This window comes from Anabaena sp. 54 (assembly GCF_017355725.1).
Classification (GTDB): domain Bacteria; phylum Cyanobacteriota; class Cyanobacteriia; order Cyanobacteriales; family Nostocaceae; genus Dolichospermum; species Dolichospermum heterosporum.
In genome coordinates, this window is the sequence record NZ_JAAVWA010000001.1 from 161,110 (window position 1) to 177,837 (window position 16,728).

At 36.8% G+C, this 16,728-nt stretch carries 16 protein-coding genes and 2 pseudogenes; 11 read left to right on the plus strand and 7 right to left on the minus strand.

The genetic code is table 11. The features are described 5' to 3' along the window. The 3 genes and pseudogenes from HEQ36_RS00860 to HEQ36_RS00870 form a co-directional block, all read right to left on the minus strand. Complete coding sequence (locus HEQ36_RS00860; protein WP_168634960.1) at positions 1-657, minus strand: class I SAM-dependent methyltransferase family protein; 657 nt, start codon at positions 655-657, stop codon at positions 1-3. Between the two features lie 160 nt (positions 658-817). Next, complete coding sequence (locus tag HEQ36_RS00865) at positions 818-1,804, minus strand: threo-3-hydroxy-L-aspartate ammonia-lyase (protein WP_168634961.1); 987 nt, start codon at positions 1,802-1,804, stop codon at positions 818-820. 247 nt (positions 1,805-2,051) lie between these two features. Continuing rightward, positions 2,052-2,620 (minus strand): annotated as a pseudogene (locus HEQ36_RS00870) (aldo/keto reductase). A gap of 449 nt (positions 2,621-3,069) precedes the next feature. On the opposite strand from HEQ36_RS00870, the gene HEQ36_RS00875 reads away from it, so the two are divergent. Further along, complete coding sequence (locus HEQ36_RS00875; RefSeq protein ID WP_290706426.1) at positions 3,070-4,860, plus strand: iron uptake porin; 1,791 nt, start codon at positions 3,070-3,072, stop codon at positions 4,858-4,860. Between the two features lie 177 nt (positions 4,861-5,037). Then, positions 5,038-5,856, plus strand: a complete 819-nt coding sequence (locus tag HEQ36_RS00880) for an NADPH-dependent oxidoreductase (RefSeq protein ID WP_168634963.1) — start codon at positions 5,038-5,040, stop codon at positions 5,854-5,856. Positions 5,857-6,089: 233 nt separating this feature from the next. On the opposite strand, the gene HEQ36_RS00885 is transcribed toward HEQ36_RS00880, so the two are convergent. After that, positions 6,090-6,227 (minus strand): hypothetical protein, encoded by a 138-nt coding sequence (locus HEQ36_RS00885; RefSeq protein ID WP_168634964.1) that lies wholly within the window; start codon positions 6,225-6,227, stop codon positions 6,090-6,092. A 148-nt stretch (positions 6,228-6,375) separates the two neighbouring features. Between HEQ36_RS00885 and HEQ36_RS00890 the strand changes: the two genes are divergently transcribed. The 9 genes from HEQ36_RS00890 (at position 6,376) to HEQ36_RS00930 (ending at position 13,920) form a co-directional block, all read left to right on the plus strand. Further along, on the plus strand, positions 6,376-7,191 hold the full coding sequence (locus tag HEQ36_RS00890; RefSeq protein WP_168634965.1) for an ATP-binding cassette domain-containing protein: 816 nt from the start codon (positions 6,376-6,378) through the stop codon (positions 7,189-7,191). Between the two features lie 34 nt (positions 7,192-7,225). Next, the gene (locus tag HEQ36_RS00895; protein ID WP_168634966.1) at positions 7,226-7,363 is read left to right on the plus strand and encodes a hypothetical protein; all 138 of its coding nucleotides are present in this window, start codon (positions 7,226-7,228) and stop codon (positions 7,361-7,363) included. A 257-nt stretch (positions 7,364-7,620) separates the two neighbouring features. Continuing rightward, positions 7,621-8,736 carry an aliphatic sulfonate ABC transporter substrate-binding protein gene (locus HEQ36_RS00900; protein ID WP_168634967.1) on the plus strand — a complete coding sequence of 372 codons (1,116 nt, stop codon included), beginning with the start codon at positions 7,621-7,623 and terminating at the stop codon, positions 8,734-8,736. 111 nt (positions 8,737-8,847) lie between these two features. Next, entirely contained in the window at positions 8,848-9,711 is an 864-nt protein-coding gene (locus HEQ36_RS00905) for a TauD/TfdA family dioxygenase (RefSeq protein WP_168634968.1), read from the plus strand. Positions 9,712-9,771: 60 nt separating this feature from the next. Further along, positions 9,772-10,809 (plus strand): sulfonate ABC transporter substrate-binding protein, encoded by a 1,038-nt coding sequence (locus tag HEQ36_RS00910; RefSeq protein WP_168634969.1) that lies wholly within the window; start codon positions 9,772-9,774, stop codon positions 10,807-10,809. Positions 10,810-10,885: 76 nt separating this feature from the next. Continuing rightward, positions 10,886-11,731 (plus strand): aliphatic sulfonate ABC transporter permease SsuC, encoded by an 846-nt coding sequence (gene ssuC, locus HEQ36_RS00915; RefSeq protein ID WP_168634970.1) that lies wholly within the window; start codon positions 10,886-10,888, stop codon positions 11,729-11,731. Between the two features lie 164 nt (positions 11,732-11,895). Continuing rightward, the gene (gene ssuD, locus HEQ36_RS00920; RefSeq protein WP_168634971.1) at positions 11,896-13,065 is read left to right on the plus strand and encodes an FMNH2-dependent alkanesulfonate monooxygenase; all 1,170 of its coding nucleotides are present in this window, start codon (positions 11,896-11,898) and stop codon (positions 13,063-13,065) included. A 34-nt stretch (positions 13,066-13,099) separates the two neighbouring features. Then, entirely contained in the window at positions 13,100-13,666 is a 567-nt protein-coding gene (gene ssuE / locus HEQ36_RS00925) for an NADPH-dependent FMN reductase (RefSeq protein WP_053540220.1), read from the plus strand. Positions 13,667-13,674: 8 nt separating this feature from the next. Further along, the gene (locus HEQ36_RS00930; RefSeq protein ID WP_053540221.1) at positions 13,675-13,920 is read left to right on the plus strand and encodes a hypothetical protein; all 246 of its coding nucleotides are present in this window, start codon (positions 13,675-13,677) and stop codon (positions 13,918-13,920) included. A gap of 437 nt (positions 13,921-14,357) precedes the next feature. Here HEQ36_RS00930 and HEQ36_RS00935 read toward each other — a convergent pair whose 3' ends face one another. The 3 genes and pseudogenes from HEQ36_RS00935 to HEQ36_RS00945 all read right to left on the minus strand — a co-directional run. Then, positions 14,358-14,897 carry a DUF1634 domain-containing protein gene (locus tag HEQ36_RS00935; protein WP_053540222.1) on the minus strand — a complete coding sequence of 180 codons (540 nt, stop codon included), beginning with the start codon at positions 14,895-14,897 and terminating at the stop codon, positions 14,358-14,360. Positions 14,898-14,899: 2 nt separating this feature from the next. Then, complete coding sequence (locus HEQ36_RS00940; protein WP_053540223.1) at positions 14,900-15,736, minus strand: sulfite exporter TauE/SafE family protein; 837 nt, start codon at positions 15,734-15,736, stop codon at positions 14,900-14,902. An 80-nt stretch (positions 15,737-15,816) separates the two neighbouring features. Beyond that, a pseudogene (locus tag HEQ36_RS00945) lies at positions 15,817-16,425 on the minus strand (cadmium resistance transporter); the annotation flags it as partial. Positions 16,426-16,728: the final 303 nt, after the last annotated feature.

Sequence of the window (16,728 nt, forward strand, 5' to 3'; positions counted from 1 at the left end):
TTACCTTGCCTTATTTGGAACGCCAGAAAATACAAATAGTTGTTCTTCTTTGGGTGTAGGTAAATTTTCACCTAAATAACGATGAATCCCTACTCCCATATCTCCTGTTGCTGTGACTTTAAAGTTAACTTCCTCAAATCCAAAATCACGGAAGTATTTACGCACGGTTTCTGAGTAAGCAATACCGTTAGAATGTCCACGAGTCCAGAGAACAAAAGCACCTTTTTTACTCAGAAAACTCAAATTTCCTAATAAACGATTGAGTTCATTTTCATCAGCTAAATTGCCAAAAATACCACAAACAATCACAATATCTGCTGGTACTGCTCCTACATAGTTATCAGCAGCAGTTGCATCACCATTGATAAACTCAATTTGTTTTGTTAAACCCAATGATTCTATAGTTGCACGCCCACGTTCAACTAACTCAGGATTGATTTCTACCAATCTTGCATATACATCTTTAGCGCGGTGATGAATTGCTAAAGTTCCTAATAAATCTCGCCCATCACCAGCGCAAGCACTAACTACTCGAATATTACCAGTTGGGGAGTTATCCAAACTATAGGAAATATATTCCTGCACGATTTCTAGCCGTTGCTGTAATTTGGGTTCAGTGTTGTAAAGATCGTGCCATTCTAACCAATCTTTTGGCATAAAAGAAGATTCCCGATTGCTAAAAATTCAGATTCTCAACAGTGTCTTTCATCACCATAACATAAAAATACGGTATGTCTATCAAAAAACCGTAGATTAAATATAAACACAGAGTACCATATCAATTTGGGAAAAATCAAGTAGTTAGATAATTATTTATCTAGTAATGCAAAAGATGATTAAGTTGCTTCAATTGACTAACTTGCAATAAATCTACATTTCCACCACTGATAATTACGCCAATTCTCGCGCCCGGCGCTTTAACTACACCTTCTAATAATGCTGTTGCGGCTATAACTCCGGTAGGTTCAACAACGATTTTTAAGCGTTCCCAAATCAAGAACATGGTGCGAATTATGCCTGCATCCGATACTGTCACCATATCATCTACGTATCGCAAGACTAGGGGAAAGGTGATTTTACCCAAACTGGGAGTTCGGACACCATCAGCAATGGTATGGGGATTGTGGACAGTTTGCAAGGTTTTGGTATAAAAGGAACGAGTAGCATCATCGGCTAATTCCGGTTCTACACCGATTATTTTACAATTAGGTAAAACTGCTTTTGTCGCAACTGCACAACCAGAAATTAATCCACCACCACCACAACATACTAATAAGTAGTCTAGTTGTCCAACTTCCTGAATTAGTTCTAATGCAGTTGTACCTTGTCCAGCAATTATATGAGGATGATCATAGGGGGGAATTAAAGTTAATTCGCGTTCTGCTGCGAGATTTTTGGTTAATTCTTCCCGGTTAGTTGTCTCACGGTTATACAAAATGACTTCAGCACCATAACCGCGAGTTGCAGTTTGTTTGACTATCGGTGCATCATCAGGCATAACTACAATTGTGGGAATGTTAAGTAATTTGCCAGCAAGAGCGATCGCTTGTCCATGATTTCCTGAAGAATAGGTAATAACGCCTTTTATTTTTTGCTGGGCTGATAATTGGACTAAGGCATTATAAGCACCACGAAACTTAAATGATCCTGTCCGTTGAAAATTTTCGCATTTAAAAAATACTTGGCTTTTAGTCAGTTTATTGAAAGTATTAGAAGTAATAACTGGTGTTTGATAAGCAATACCTAAAAGCCTTTTTTGCGCTGCTTCTACATCAGTAATAGTAACAGAATCAGATAATAACATTTTTTTTCTAAAGTAACTCTTACTATCATTAATAAGTAAGTGGGCGTTAAAAAATATAATACAAACCTAACCCCCCAACCCCCTTCCCTGGTAGGGAAGGGGGAGTTAAAGCCTCTCCAGTACCAAGATTTATTCCTTTTCCCTCTCCTTGTAGGAGAGGATTAGGGAGAGGTTTTATATTTAATTGTGCCAAGCTACTTATTAAGTGAGGTGAGAATCTCGCTTTGTATTTTTTTACAAAACTCGCTTAAGGTGCTGGATTAGGATAACGAGTATGAATTGCATCTATTTCCGCGAAAATCTCTTGATCTAAAACCACATTGACACTATCTATATTTTCCTGCAATTGTGCCAAAGTTGTTGCGCCAATAATTGTGCTTTTCACAAACCAGCGACTTTTAACAAATGCGATCGCTAATTGAGCAGGTGACAGATTATACTTTTTAGCAATCTCCACATAAGCCTTCACCGCTTCTTGGACATTGGGTTTTAAATACCGTTGTCCACTTTATTATTTCCACCCCTCAACCAAGAAAAAGGACGACCCGGACCAGCAATCTTAGTAGCTACAATTAATTTATCTCGTTGCTGTTTCTTCAACCATTCACCAATATAAGCCTCAGTTTTCCCTTGGGTTTCACCACGAGGAGGGACAGGATACATTTCTGCCGCATCTAGGAAATTTATCCCTTGGGTAACAGCATAGTCAAGTTGCTCATGTGCATCCTCAATAGTATTTTGATGCCCATAAGTCATAGTTCCCAAGCAAATTTCTGAAACATTGAGGTCGCTTGCACCAAGTTGGTTGTATTTCATAATGTTTTAATGATTCTCCTGATTCCATTTTGCTACAAAAACTAAAAATATCACTATTTCATCAAACTACACTAAATCTACTGATTTAACGGAGTTAATACCTGAAAAAGCATAATATCATACAAATTTTAGATATACAACCCTTTGTAACAATTAATTTAAAATTATCAAAAATGTATCCACCAATACTCAAATTCTAGATTTTTTGTGAAATACTGCTATCTATAACAGATTAACTACAGTAACTTGACCAAATTACCGGATTATATAATATAGGGTAATTTAGTTGCTACTATAGGCTTTCCTGTCACTACGAATACAAAACCAGTCTCAGTAGACCTATTACCGAAAATTTCTATCTGAGAAGTTCCTTGATATTTCCTATGCTAAGTCCGAAATTATTGATGATTTCGTACTGCCTTAAATTTTGTGTGTGTGAGGTTATCAAAATGAAAAAAACTGCTTGTAATTTATTGCTAACTTTCCCAATGTCTGTATTCCTATTAGTCTTAGCAGCTAGTACAAAAACTTCTGCTAGTGAAATAAGAGGAGAAAATGAAACAACAAACAAAGAGACTTTATCACCAGTCAACATCAATACTCCTGACTTTAACAAAATTACTCAAATAATTGCCCAAAAAGAACCTTCCTCTTTATCAGATGAATCACAAGTTACATCTGTATCCCAGCTTTCAGATGTCCAACCCTCTGACTGGGCTTATGAGGCCTTAAAATCTCTTATAGAACGTTATGATTGCTTAGTGGGTTCTGATACTAAATATCGTGGTAATCGAGCTTTGACTCGCTATGAATTTGCCGCAGGGTTAAATGCTTGCTTAGATCAAGTCAATAAACTTATTGCTGCATCTACATCTGATTTGGCTCTAAAAACAGATTTGGAAAGCATACAGCGACTAAATGAAGAATTTAATGCCGAACTTACTGTATTACGCGGAAGATTACAGACAATAGAAGCACGAACTACAGAATTAGAAGGTAATCAATTTTCAACAACAACTAAGCTACAAGGTGAAGTGCAGTTTGTAGCTGGTGGAGTTTTAGCTGGGAATAACGTCGTTACCAAACAACCTGCACCCCGCACCATTACATTTTCCCAGCGGACTCGCTTAATATTAAGTAGTAGTTTTACTGGTAAAGATCAACTACGATTAACACTTTCCGGTGGAAATATTAACTCATTAGGTGGAGTACCTAATCCTAGAGGAACTGGAACAGGACTTAGCACAAATAATCCCACTGGCGGAATATTTGGTACATTTGACAGTAGAACTGCCGATAATGCCAGTCCTAGTTTTGGCGCAAATCAGATTTCTGTTGGTGGTATCCGTTATCGGTTTCCAGTTGGTAAAAAGACCCAATTTAACATTTTTGCCCAATCTGATGGAGCAAACGAGATTGGTTTAAGTGGTCCAACAAACCCATTTGAAGGGTCAGCTTCTAACGGGATTTCCCGATTTTCCCGGCGGAATATGGTCTATAACTATGGAGATACAGGCCCTGGAATTGCCATACTTCACGACCTAAGTAAACAGTGGCAATTAGGTGCATCATACAGTGCGCCTAATGGTGATAATCCCGCACCTAAAAATGGCTTATTTACAGGTAGATATGTAGCATTTGGACAGATAACATATTTCAGTCCCAAAAAGAATTTTCGACTAGGTTTGAGTTACGCTAACACCTATAGTCCAGCGGGTACTTTAGGTCAAGGTGGAACAAACTTTGGTTCAGCGGCGGGAAGTAACCTAGCAAATAGTACCATTTCCACTAACCCAGCCAACGCAGCTAAGGGTATTGTTGATCAAGGAACAGTGGGAAATCTTTATGGACTTGGGGCATTATATAAAATACATCCCCGATTAGCAATCAATAGTTTTGTAGGTTATTCATCCCATCGTTATTTGGGACAAGGAGATGGTCAAGTTTGGAACTGGGGAGTAGGACTAACATCTCCCGATTTAGGGAAAAAAGGTAGTTTAGGAGGCATTTTTGTAGGTCAAGCACCAACACTAACTGGACTTAGTAAAAATGTTGATTTAGGAGCAGGTAAAGGTCAAGCCGACAAAGATACCTCTCTGCACGTTGAGGGATGGTATCAATATAAACTTACTGACAACATTGAAGTTACACCTGGATTTATTTGGGTAACAGCACCAAATTCAGATACTACTAATCCTGGTAGTGTAGTTGGTTGGCTTCGTACCACCTTCAGATTTTAACGCATAAATCAGGATTTACAAGATTTGAAGATTTGCAAGATTTCATACTTATTAAAATTCTCGAATCCTGTTAATCCTTAAATCTTGGACATCCTGATTCAGACATTTTCATCTTGTTAATCCTTTAATCCTGTAAATCCTGATTCTGACATTTCCATAATCATTTTTCTGTAAATTATGACTAACCCAACTGAATTACTTAATCATCGCTATGGTGGTAACTTCAATCCAGATATTCCCTGGAGTGACACCTTAGCAACTCTGTTATCACATCGTTCAATTCGTGCTTATTTACCTGATGCTTTACCCCCAGGAACTTTAGAAGTTTTAATTGCGGCTGCTCAATCTGCTTCTACTTCTTCCAATCTCCAGACTTGGAGTGTAGTAGCAGTTGAAGATGTAAATCGCAAAGAAGAATTATCAAAACTAACTAATAATCAAGCACATATTCGCCAATCTCCTTTATTTTTAGTGTGGTTAGCAGATTTAGCCAGACTCACAAACATTGCCGAAAATCGTGGACTACCTCATGAAGGTTTAGATTATTTGGAAATGTTTTTGATGGCGGCCATAGATGCCGCATTAGCAGCACAAAATGCTGTAGTGGCAGCAGAATCTATTGGATTGGGAACTGTGTATATCGGTGCATTACGAAATAAACCAGAAGAGGTAGCGCAGATATTGAATTTACCTCCTCATGTAGTTGCTGTTTTTGGTTTGTGTGTAGGCTATGCTGATCCAGTTGTGAATGTGGCAATTAAACCACGTTTATCTCAATCTGTAGTCTTACATCGAGAAACATATCAACTTGCCCAACAAGAGCAAGGAATATCAGAATATAACCAAATCATGGAGAAATTTTACAATTCACAACACATGAATATTCCTGGTGATTGGTCGGAACATTCTAGTAAAAGGGTAGCATCGGCTGAATCTTTGTCTGGTCGGCATAGATTAAAGGAAATTCTGAATAATTTGGGTTTTAAATTACAATAATTAACTTTTGTAACAAGAATATAAATCACAAGAATTTGTTAACTAATAGTCAAAAATAAATTTTTCTTATTGTTTGATGTCAGCAATTAATATATTAATTGCCAAATTTTCTGTGAAATAAATCCTCATAAACAAGTGGGGATTTTTTTATGGATATTTTTCATAAAATTCTTCTCAAAGATACTTGCATTTTTTATCTAGTTATGCCAAACTAAATTAAAGCTACGGTATCCCTACCAACTTACAGTAGATTCTACCTGGGAAAAACAGATTGGCACAACAAGCATATTGGTAGTAATACCAGATGCTTGTTTACTAAAGCTTTCTGTCCAGAGAGATTCAAGTAAATAAAAGCGAGTAATTTCTGTCAATCTTAAAATTTCCTCAAGCCGGAAAATAAATATATGAATTTTCTCAGAATTTCGGCTCAGAAAAATCCTACACAAGCATTGTCTATTTTTATTTGACAGATTTACTCCAAATCACCAATCAAACATCCACAATTAAGAGGTTTTGATCATGACTAATCAAGTAAAAGGAATGCAATTAAATCTTGAAGGACTGCGAAAGTCTTTTGGAAATAAAACTGTTTTACAAGGAATTGATTTAGAAATTCAGCCAGGAGAATTCGTGGCTATTGTTGGTCGCAGTGGCTGTGGTAAAAGTACAATGTTGCGTCTAGTGGCTGGGTTAGATGCTCCCAGTGGCGGCGATGTTTTGTTAAATGGCAAATATTCTGATAAACCCATTAATCCCGCTATCCGCATGATGTTTCAAGATGCTCGGTTGTTACCTTGGCAACGAGTATTAGCAAATGTAGAGTTAGGTTTAATAGGTACTAATTCCAAAGTTTATGCCAAACAAACGGCTTTACAAGTTCTGCGTGAAGTAGGGTTAGAAGACCGCGCTCATGAATGGCCTTCTGTACTTTCCGGTGGACAAAGGCAACGGGTAGCTTTAGCCAGAGCCTTGGCCAGTAAACCTTCTTTATTACTACTAGATGAACCGTTGGGAGCGTTGGATGCTTTAACTAGAATTGAAATGCAGCAATTATTAGAACGTTTGTGGCAGGAACAAGGATTTACATCACTGTTAATTACCCATGATGTAGAAGAAGCCGTGGTATTAGCAGACAGAGTAATTTTGATTGAAAATGGTCAAATTAGTATGAATGTAAAAATTGATCTTCCCCGTCCACGGGCTAGAGGAGATGCAAAGTTTGCGAAGACTGTAGAGAGAATTTTAGACAGAGTAATGGGTAAACAAGAATCATCACAAACAGAATTGGTATCTGGATCTTCATCTTCTTATTTATTGAGTTCTGTATCTGCCTAAATGTCATTACTAGAAACTGTTTGGAGCAAAAATTATGACTATCGCCATAGAAAGTCTGCAAAAAGCCAAATTTGTACAGATAGGCGTTCAAGTAGTCAGCCCGTGCTGTTGTCTAGGTTATCCTCTAATCAACACCGAAGTTCATACCCAAAAATTTCCCAGCGCCTTCTGAGATTGTTTAGAGTTAGTAGGTGATATTGGTGAAAAGTGAGAAAGCCAATTTTTCTCAACTTCTCTTTCCTAATCTTAGGATTTAAAGACTCTTGGTATTTGACTGATAACTGATATTCTCTACATAGCTTACCAAGCATTACTGTCAGTTATTTTTAGGTTTCTTCATACCGTGTTGAGGTAGATTATTTTTTCTACCTCACTTTCTTAAATATTTAACAAAACTAGAAAATGTTTCAAAAAAAGGGGAATTCAATCATGCTGAATTGGGAAAGTAAATTGAAATCATGGAAAAACAAACAGATCACTCGTCGTTCTGTTTTATCCACTTTTAGCTCCAGCTTACTCTTATCTGCCACAGTATTTATTTGGAATACACCCCATAATAGCGCTCAACAGCAAGCAATTTCATCTACTGGCAGTGCAACTAACACAAATAGTAAGCTAATTGCTAGTAATAACAAAAAAGTAGTCCGAATAGTTCGTTCTAAACAACTTACAGCCGTCGCAGTTTTAGAAAAACAAGGTAATCTAGAAAAACGATTAGGAGCTTTAGGCTATAAAGTTGAATGGCCTGAATTTGCTGCCGGACCACAACAGTTAGAAGCTTTGAATGCAAATGGACTTGATATTGCATCTACAGCCGAATCACCTCCAGTTTTTTCTCAAGCAGCCGGAGTTCCTCTTGTATATTTAGCAGCTAACTCCTCTGATGGTAGGGCAGTTTCACTTCTAGTTCCTCCCAATTCACCTGTTAAGCGGTTCAAGGATTTGAAAGGCAAAAAAGTTGCTTTCCAAAAAGCATCTATTGGACATTACCTTACAGTTAGAGCAGCGGAAAAAGAAGGTTTAAAACTCGCTGATGTAACTTCAGTTTTTTTAGCACCTCCAGATGCTAACGCCGCCTTTAGCCAAGGTAAAGTAGATGCTTGGTTTATTTGGGAGCCATTTGTCACCAGAAATGTAAAAAATAAAGTGGGTCGCGTTTTATTAGATGGTGGTAATGGTTTAAAAGATACTAACAATTTTTATTCCACCAATCGCAAATTCTATCAAGAAAATCCTCAAGTAATTAAAATCTTTTTGGAAGAATTACAAAAAGCACAAGTTTGGTCTAAAACCCATCCTAAAGAAATTGCTCAGTTACTCACTAGTGCGACTCAACTTGATGCACCAACTTTAGAAAAAATGCACAATAAATATGATTTTGCATTAGTGCCAATTAACGAGAAAGTGATAAAAAAACAACAGGAAGTTGCAGACAAATGGTATAGTTTGGGGCTTATACCTAAAAAAGTAAATGTTAGAGATGGGTTTTTAACTCCTCAACAATATGCTGCAATTACTCCGAAGGAAGTGCTTGCTAAAAAATAGCAATTTATAATAGTTTTATTTCTCTTTATTTTCGGGAGAAAGTAAAAAGAAGTAAAACTTAAATTGATTTTTGACAAAATTATGAAACTTGAATGAATTTGATTTTTAACCATGCCGACACTTACTTTAACTAATTTCCAAATTACTCCTCTTGATGCTGCATTAGGAGCAGTTATTACTGAACTAGATGCTAGTAAAAAAGTTCTACCTGAAGTTATTTTACAATTAAAACAAGCACTTAGAGATTATCATATTCTCATCTTCAAAAACCAACATCTTAGTGATGAGGAATTTTTGAACTTTAGTTTTAATTTTGGTTCATTATTTGTCCCACCAGATAATGTTCCAGTTCTCGCTTCTCAGCCAGGAGTAACACCAGTTATAATTCCCGTTTCTAATGTTGATGGTGGTTACACAGGTACAGGTGAATTAGCATTTCATTCTGATCATAAATGGACACCCTATCCTTCTAGTGGTTCTCTACTTTATGCTTTAGAAGTACCATCGGAAGGTGGAGATACTTCTTGGTTAAATCTCAATTTGGCTTATGAAACTTTGGATGAATCAACCAAACAACGAATTGCAGATTTACGGTTGATTACTTATAATCCATTTTTAAATAAACCAGGAGAACCTCGCCGAAAATATCGTGAAGATAAGAATATTCCTCTCATTAGTCCTGTTTTTCCCCACCCGTTGGTGAGAACACATCCAGAGAGTGGTAAGAAGATTTTGTATTTAGATTACACCACAGAAGTTGAAGTTGTCGGTTTAGAACCTCAAGAAGGTAAGGAATTAATTGAACAGTTGAGAAATCATCTTCATCAGCCTAAATTTTATTATCAACATAAGTGGTCTGTAGGCGATATTGTCTACTGGGATAATCAATCTACTTTGCATTATCGCCAAGCTTTTGATCCTAATCAACGTCGGGTTATGAAACGGATTAGTTTAGCGGGTAGTCGCCCATTTTAGGTTTTGTAGTCAAACAGTAATAAAACAATTTGAATTGAAATTAAGTGATGAGACATAATTATGAACTTTAAGTTACCACGACGCACAGTTTTACAGAAATTCTTTCAATACTCAGCATTAGCCTTAGCTCTTCTTTCTGCTCCTATTGCGACTAGTATAGTACAAGCTCAAAATGCTACTAACAAAACAGGTATCAAGACAAAAGTAGTCCGACTTGCTTATCAAACATCTGGTGATATTGTGAAAATCAAAGGAGTGGTAGATAAGCGTCTTGAGCCTTTAGGTATCAAGGTAGAATGGTCTCCATTTCCCGCTGGTCCACAATTAATGGAAGCCATGAATGCTAACAGAGTTGATATTGGTTCTGTTGGAGAAACACCACCCATTTTTGCTCAAGCTGCTGGCGCTCAATTAGCTTATATTGCTGGACGTAAACCTAGTAAAGGTGAAGGTAGTGCTATTGTTGTTCAGCCAGATTCTCCTATTAAGACAGTTAAGGATCTTAAAGGTAAGAAAGTTGTTTTTCAAAAAGGATCAGCATCACATTATTTACTACTTAGAGCATTAGGTGAAGTAGGTTTGAAATATAGCGATATTCAAGCAGTTAGTTTAACTCCAGCAGAAGCCCGTGATGCTTTTATTCAAAAGAAAATTGATGCTTGGGTTGCTTGGGACCCATTTATTGCTGTTGTTCAAAAAACTGCTAATGCTCGTGTTTTGAGAAATGCTTCCAAAATTGCCACTCAAGGCGGATTTTATATGGCTAGACGGAGTTTTGCTGTAGAAAATCCAGAAATTGTTCGCATAGTTTTAGAAGAGGTAGATAAATTAGGAGAATGGGCAGAATCTAATCCTAATGAAGTTGTTAAAATTCTTGCACCTGAACTAAAACTTGATCCTGCACTTTTAGCTGTGGTAGTTCGTAGACGGACATTCCGTTTACGTCCAATCAACTCATCTCTTGTTGCTGAACAACAACGCATTGCCGATTTGTTTTATAAAGAAGGTGTTATTCCTAAACAAATTGCCATTAAAGAATCAGTTTTAAGTTCTCAACAATATGCAGCTATTACACCCCAAAGAATTAGTAAAAAATAACCTGTAGTTATTCTGATTTTTACCACGGCGGTTAAATCCCGCCATAATTATTTTCCTCATCACTTAATAAATTATTATGAAAGTTTCCTCTCCTCCTACTGATTTTTCCTCAAAGTATGGAACTAAAAAAAATAAGTTCCAGTTTAAGTTTATCAAAAATCGCTATATTCAATCATTTATCCCTTGGCTTGTGCCAATTACAATAATTGTAGTGTGGCAGTTTTTGTCTTCTATTGGTGTTATTCCCAGCAGAATATTACCCGCACCTTTAGCAGTTGTTACTGCTGCCATTAAATTAACTCAAAGCGGTGAACTTCCCAAAAATATTGGTATTAGCTCTCTAAGAGCAGTATCTGGATTTTTACTTGGAGGAAGTATTGGATTTAGTTTAGGTTTACTTAATGGTATTTCTCCTATTGCGGAAAAGTTACTAGATACATCACTGCAAATGTTGCGGAATATTCCTAACTTAGCATTAATTCCATTGGTAATTTTATGGTTTGGAATTGGTGATGAGGCGAGATTATTTCTAGTATCTTTAGGTGTTATGTTTCCCATTTATTTAAACACTTTTCATGGGATTCGTAGTGTTGATCACGGATTGATTGAAATGGGTAAGATATACGGTTTAAATACTTGGGGTTTATTCTGGCGAATTATTCTCCCAGGGGCAATGTCTTCAATTTTAGTTGGTGTGCGGTTTTCTTTAGGGATTATGTGGTTAACACTGATTGTCGCAGAAACAATTGCTGCTGACTCCGGCATTGGCTATATGGCAACAAATGCTAGAGAATTTATGCAAACTGATGTTGTAGTTTTAAGTATTGTAATCTATGCCTTGTTCGGTAAACTGGCTGATATAATTGCTAAAGCTTTGGAAAACTACTGGTTGCAATGGAATCCCAGTTATTTGAAGGGCTAATCTACTAATACCCGATAGGATTAAAGTTGATTTTGGTAAAAGTATTGTTTTCTTAGTCCATTTATGTAATACTCTTAGTCATTACCCAAATAATACGGTTTACCGATAGAGTTAGCGTAGTTATTGATTGAGTTTTTGATTACAAAGTTTTACACTTAAATATCATGCAAGTTCTTTGGTTTATTCCCACACATGGCGATGGACGCTATCTAGGAACTGCTATAGGTGGTCGTTCAGTGAATTTTGATTATTGGCGACAAATAGCCCAAGCGGTTGATCAATTAGGGTTTACAGGGGCTTTATTACCCACTGGTCGTTCCTGTGAAGATGCCTGGATTTTGGCTTCAACTTTGGTAACATACACTAAAAAAATGCGGTTTTTAGTAGCAATCCGTCCGGGGTTGATGTCACCAGGAGTAGCGGCAAGAATGGCAGCAACTTTTGATAGAATTTCTGGCGGACGATTATTAATTAATGTCGTGACTGGTGGTGATCCTGTTGAATTAGCTGGTGATGGTTTGCATCTTGGTCATGATGATCGCTATCAATTAACCGATGAATTTTTAACAGTTTGGCGAGAAATTGCTGGCGGTGAAATTTCTAACTTTGAAGGTGATTATCTCAATATTAAAGAGGGGAAAATCCTATTTCCTAATATCCAGAAACCTCATCCACCTTTGTGGTTTGGTGGTTCTTCTCCGATTGCTCAAGTAATTGCTGCCAAGCACGTTGATGTTTATTTAACTTGGGGTGAACCACCTCAACAAGTAGCAGAAAAAATTGCTTCTGTGAGACGTTTAGCAGAAGCACAAGGGAGAACGTTAAGCTTTGGAATTCGTCTTCATGTCATTGTCAGAGAAACTGAAAGTCAAGCTTGGGATGCTGCTAATGATTTAATTCGTTATGTAGATGAAGATGCGATCGCTAAAACCCAACAAGCTTATTCTCGCATGGATTCTGAAGGACAAAAACGCATGAAGGAATTACATAATGGCAGTCGAGAAGCATTAGAAATTAGCCCTAATTTATGGGCAGGAATTGGTTTAGTTCGGGGTGGTGCGGGAACTGCATTAGTAGGTGATCCTGATACTGTTGCTAGAAGAATGCAGGAATATGCAGACGTAGGAATTGATACTTTTATCTTTTCTGGTTATCCCCATTTAGAGGAAGCTTATCGAGTAGCAGAATTGCTTTTCCCTCGTTTACCTTTGGATAATTTACCAACAGTAGAACCACAATTATTAAGTCCTTTTGGTGAAATTGTTGCTAACCGAGAATTTCCCCAACAGCTTAAAGAACAACTTAGAGAAACAACAGTAGCAACTGTAGATTAGTTAAAAATTAATTAAATCAAGAGGTTTTTGTCAAATGGCTTATATTTTAGCGATCGCGGGTAGTCCTTCTCATCCTTCTAGAACCTACGGAATTTTGGAATATGCAACTCAAATTCTTTCTGAACAAGGCTTAGAAACAAATATTATTTCTGTGCGAGATTTACCTGCTGAGGATTTAGTTTATGGACGTTATAACAGTCCAGCTTTAGAAAAACCAAAAGCATTATTAGAACAAGCAAGTGGTGTAATTATTGCCACCCCAATTTATAAAGCTGCTTATACAGGGTTACTCAAATCTTTTTTAGATTTATTACCTGAAAAAGCTTTGAATGGTAAGGTTTTATTACCGTTAGCTACTGGTGGTACAATCGCTCATTTATTATCAATAGAATATGCTTTGAAACCAGTTTTAGGTGAATTAGGTGCAAGGCATATTTTAAGTACAGTTTACGCAGTAGATAAGCAAATTCAAATTCAAGCTGATGGTAGTTTGCAATTGGATGAAGAAATTGATCAACGTCTCAAAGAAGTTTTAACCGAATTTATCCAAGCTGTTAATAAATCCCAACCTGATATCAAGGAATTAGCATATAGTAACTAAAGGTATTTATGAATCAATACTCTGATTTGCTATCGGAACTCTCTGATTTTCTTTATCCTCGTAGTCCTTATTATGGAGATTTGAAGTCAGAACATTTAGAATTTAATGCCCAACTTCAAGATTTTTCACAACGAGTGAACTATATTTCTGGTCTACAAACTGGTGGTAAACTTTCCTCAGAAGAGGCTTATAAACAAATACGTATTCTCTGGAAACAGTTAAAAATGTCCAAGAAAAAAATATTAATTTGCTAAAAAAAGGAGATCCCCGACTTCTATCATTGGTTAATAATTTAATTGACATCATCAAATAAGAAGTCGGGGATCTTACCCCAACTAATAAACCCAAAAAAATTACCATCGTTTGCATATTTCATCATCAAAATTGTCGTAGAATTGCAAGCGAGCAGTTCCCACAACTAAATTATTTACATTCTCTCCAGGGGAAATAACCTGGACTCAAAATTGATAAATACCTGAGTTCGTGGGATTATAAAATGGTTTTAAACCGATGGTAATTGTTTAATTAGCAGTAACTAGTTGGTTGAAAATAGCAATAATAGTTTGCGGTTGATGTGGATTTTTGGCTAGGGTAATACCTAGCCTTTTTTTGTCCATTTGTTTCTCCAAAACCAATACTGTTTTTTTTGATCAAATTCAATATTTTCTACACCGTCTATTTGTGAAAAATATTAGTAATATGCGCCAACCAGGCTATAAGTTAAACTAGCAAGCACTAATGACGTAATAATTACATAGACAAAATTTCGCTGTAAAAGAAAAGTGCAGAAAGAAATGATCACGCGCAAAATAGGAATAGCAATGAGTATCAACAATCCTAATTGAATAATTCCCCGGCGGCTACCTGCCAAAACAGCATTTACTACACCTGTTGGGGAATGAAATTCAGATGGTGTACCTCGAAATATTTGATATTCAGCAGGCTCATAACCATGATGAATTAAATACAATATACCTCCGAATAATACTATAGAACTAGCGATTAAAACTCCATATTTAAGGAGGTTACTAAGTAAAAATTCTAATTGTTTTTCATTGGCTGATTTTGTGAATTTTTGATGATTAACATTTTCATCATAATGATTGAGATGCTGTTCTTCTAGCTGTTGAATATCACAATCTTGCTCCTCTAATTCAAAAGTGAAAGCTCCAACTTTTCTTTCTATCTGTGTTGTGCAAGTCCAGCGAAAACCAGAATTTAACTTATACATAATTACAGCCCTCCTATTAGACTGTTATAGACCATTTTTAACGCCATTACTACCAATACAAAGCTGAAGATAATTCTGAGAATTTGAGTTTTAGCACCAATTAAAATTCTCGCTCCTAAAAAAGCACCTGGTAACACTCCCAACATCACCGGCATAGATAAACCTGGATCTATGTATCCCTGGGTTAAATAAACACCTGCTGAGGCTGCGGCTGTGACACCAATCATAAAATTGCTGGTGGTCGTAGAAACTTTAAAAGGGAGACGCATGGCTTGGTCCATGGCCAATACCTTGAATGCCCCCGAACCAATTCCTAATAAACCAGAAAGCACTCCTGCTACTAACATAATACTGAACCCAGCAGGTAAGGCATGAACTTGATAAGGAATTACACCATCAGGAGTGGGGTAAGTCCCATTAAGTTGGAGATATTCTGCTAAGGGGTCTGGTGGAGCAATTTCTGTTTGTTCTGGTCTGGGGCGTTGAGACAGATATGCTGAATAAATTAGCACAATTGCCAAAATCAAGGAAAGTATTTTTACGGTTACATGAGTGGTAATTAAAGCCCCAATCAGAGCGCCAATGGTGGTGGCTACCTCCAGAAACATCCCCAAGCGCAGATTAGCGTAGCCTTTTTTAATATATGTAGAAGCTGAACCTAATGATGTCGCAATCACTGATACTAATGATGCCCCAACCGCATAGCGAATATCAACACCAAAGACGGAAGTTAATAACGGAACTATGACGACTCCACCACCTAACCCAGTTAATGCTCCGACTAAGCCGGCACTAAATGATCCCAACCAAACCAGTAAAGAAAATGCTAATATGCTCAATTTGAATTCCCCTTTTGTTTAATCTATATTTATGATGCCTAGATAATTTTTGTCAGCAGGATGTAAACAGAGAACTTCGTTTATCTATACAGAAGATTGAGGAGACTAAAACTATGACTATCGAGGAAGATAAAAGTACCTAATCCGATTAAGATAAAGGGCATAAAAAGATTTCCATATTTAGTAAAGATATCAGCGATGCCTTCGGCGGGCGTAGCCAACGCTTGATTGCGAGTTAACTTATGTGCTACATAACACAACATCCCCACTAATGAAAAGAAAACACCCAAAATTACTAGTAGACTTTGCCAATTACTGCTGGCGAATATCGGCACATAAATACTAATATTATCCGTTCCATTGGCAAATGTAACAGCCGCAACACTATAAGTTTGCAAATTAAAAAATCTCGCTATTGGCGATTCCTGAGAAACTTTTGTTTCTGTCTCTGCATCCTCTAATTCATCTGTTTCTTGATTCATTAAACTCTTGATACCAATGATAATTGGAACTAAGCCAAATAAACCAATCCAGGGACGGGGTAAAATTAATCCGCCAAAAAAACCAGGCAAACTAGTTAAAATTAAGGCTGTAAAACCTAGATATTGACCAATAATAATATGCCAGCGGCGAAACTTAGCATCCACCTGAGAGAAAAACAAAGTCAGGATGACTAAATCATCAATATTTGTGGCACTAAAAGATGACTTTCGCTATTAGCAAGGAACTTGAGTTCCTTGCGGGATGAAGATTTTGCGTAACAGCTTAACACCAATGAGCTTTTGCTTTACCTCTACCTATGGAATCAAATGATTAAGCCCCAGACAAGAGAAATAATTGGCTGCGGAGTGGTAAAAATCAGAAGATCTTCACTAAAAGAACTTTATAGATACTGGTACTAGACATTTTATTATTTATGAGTTTATAATACAGTAAGTTGATAGAGATGCTGTAGTTTTATGAAAAATTGCCAAAACTAGGGTATCTTTCAA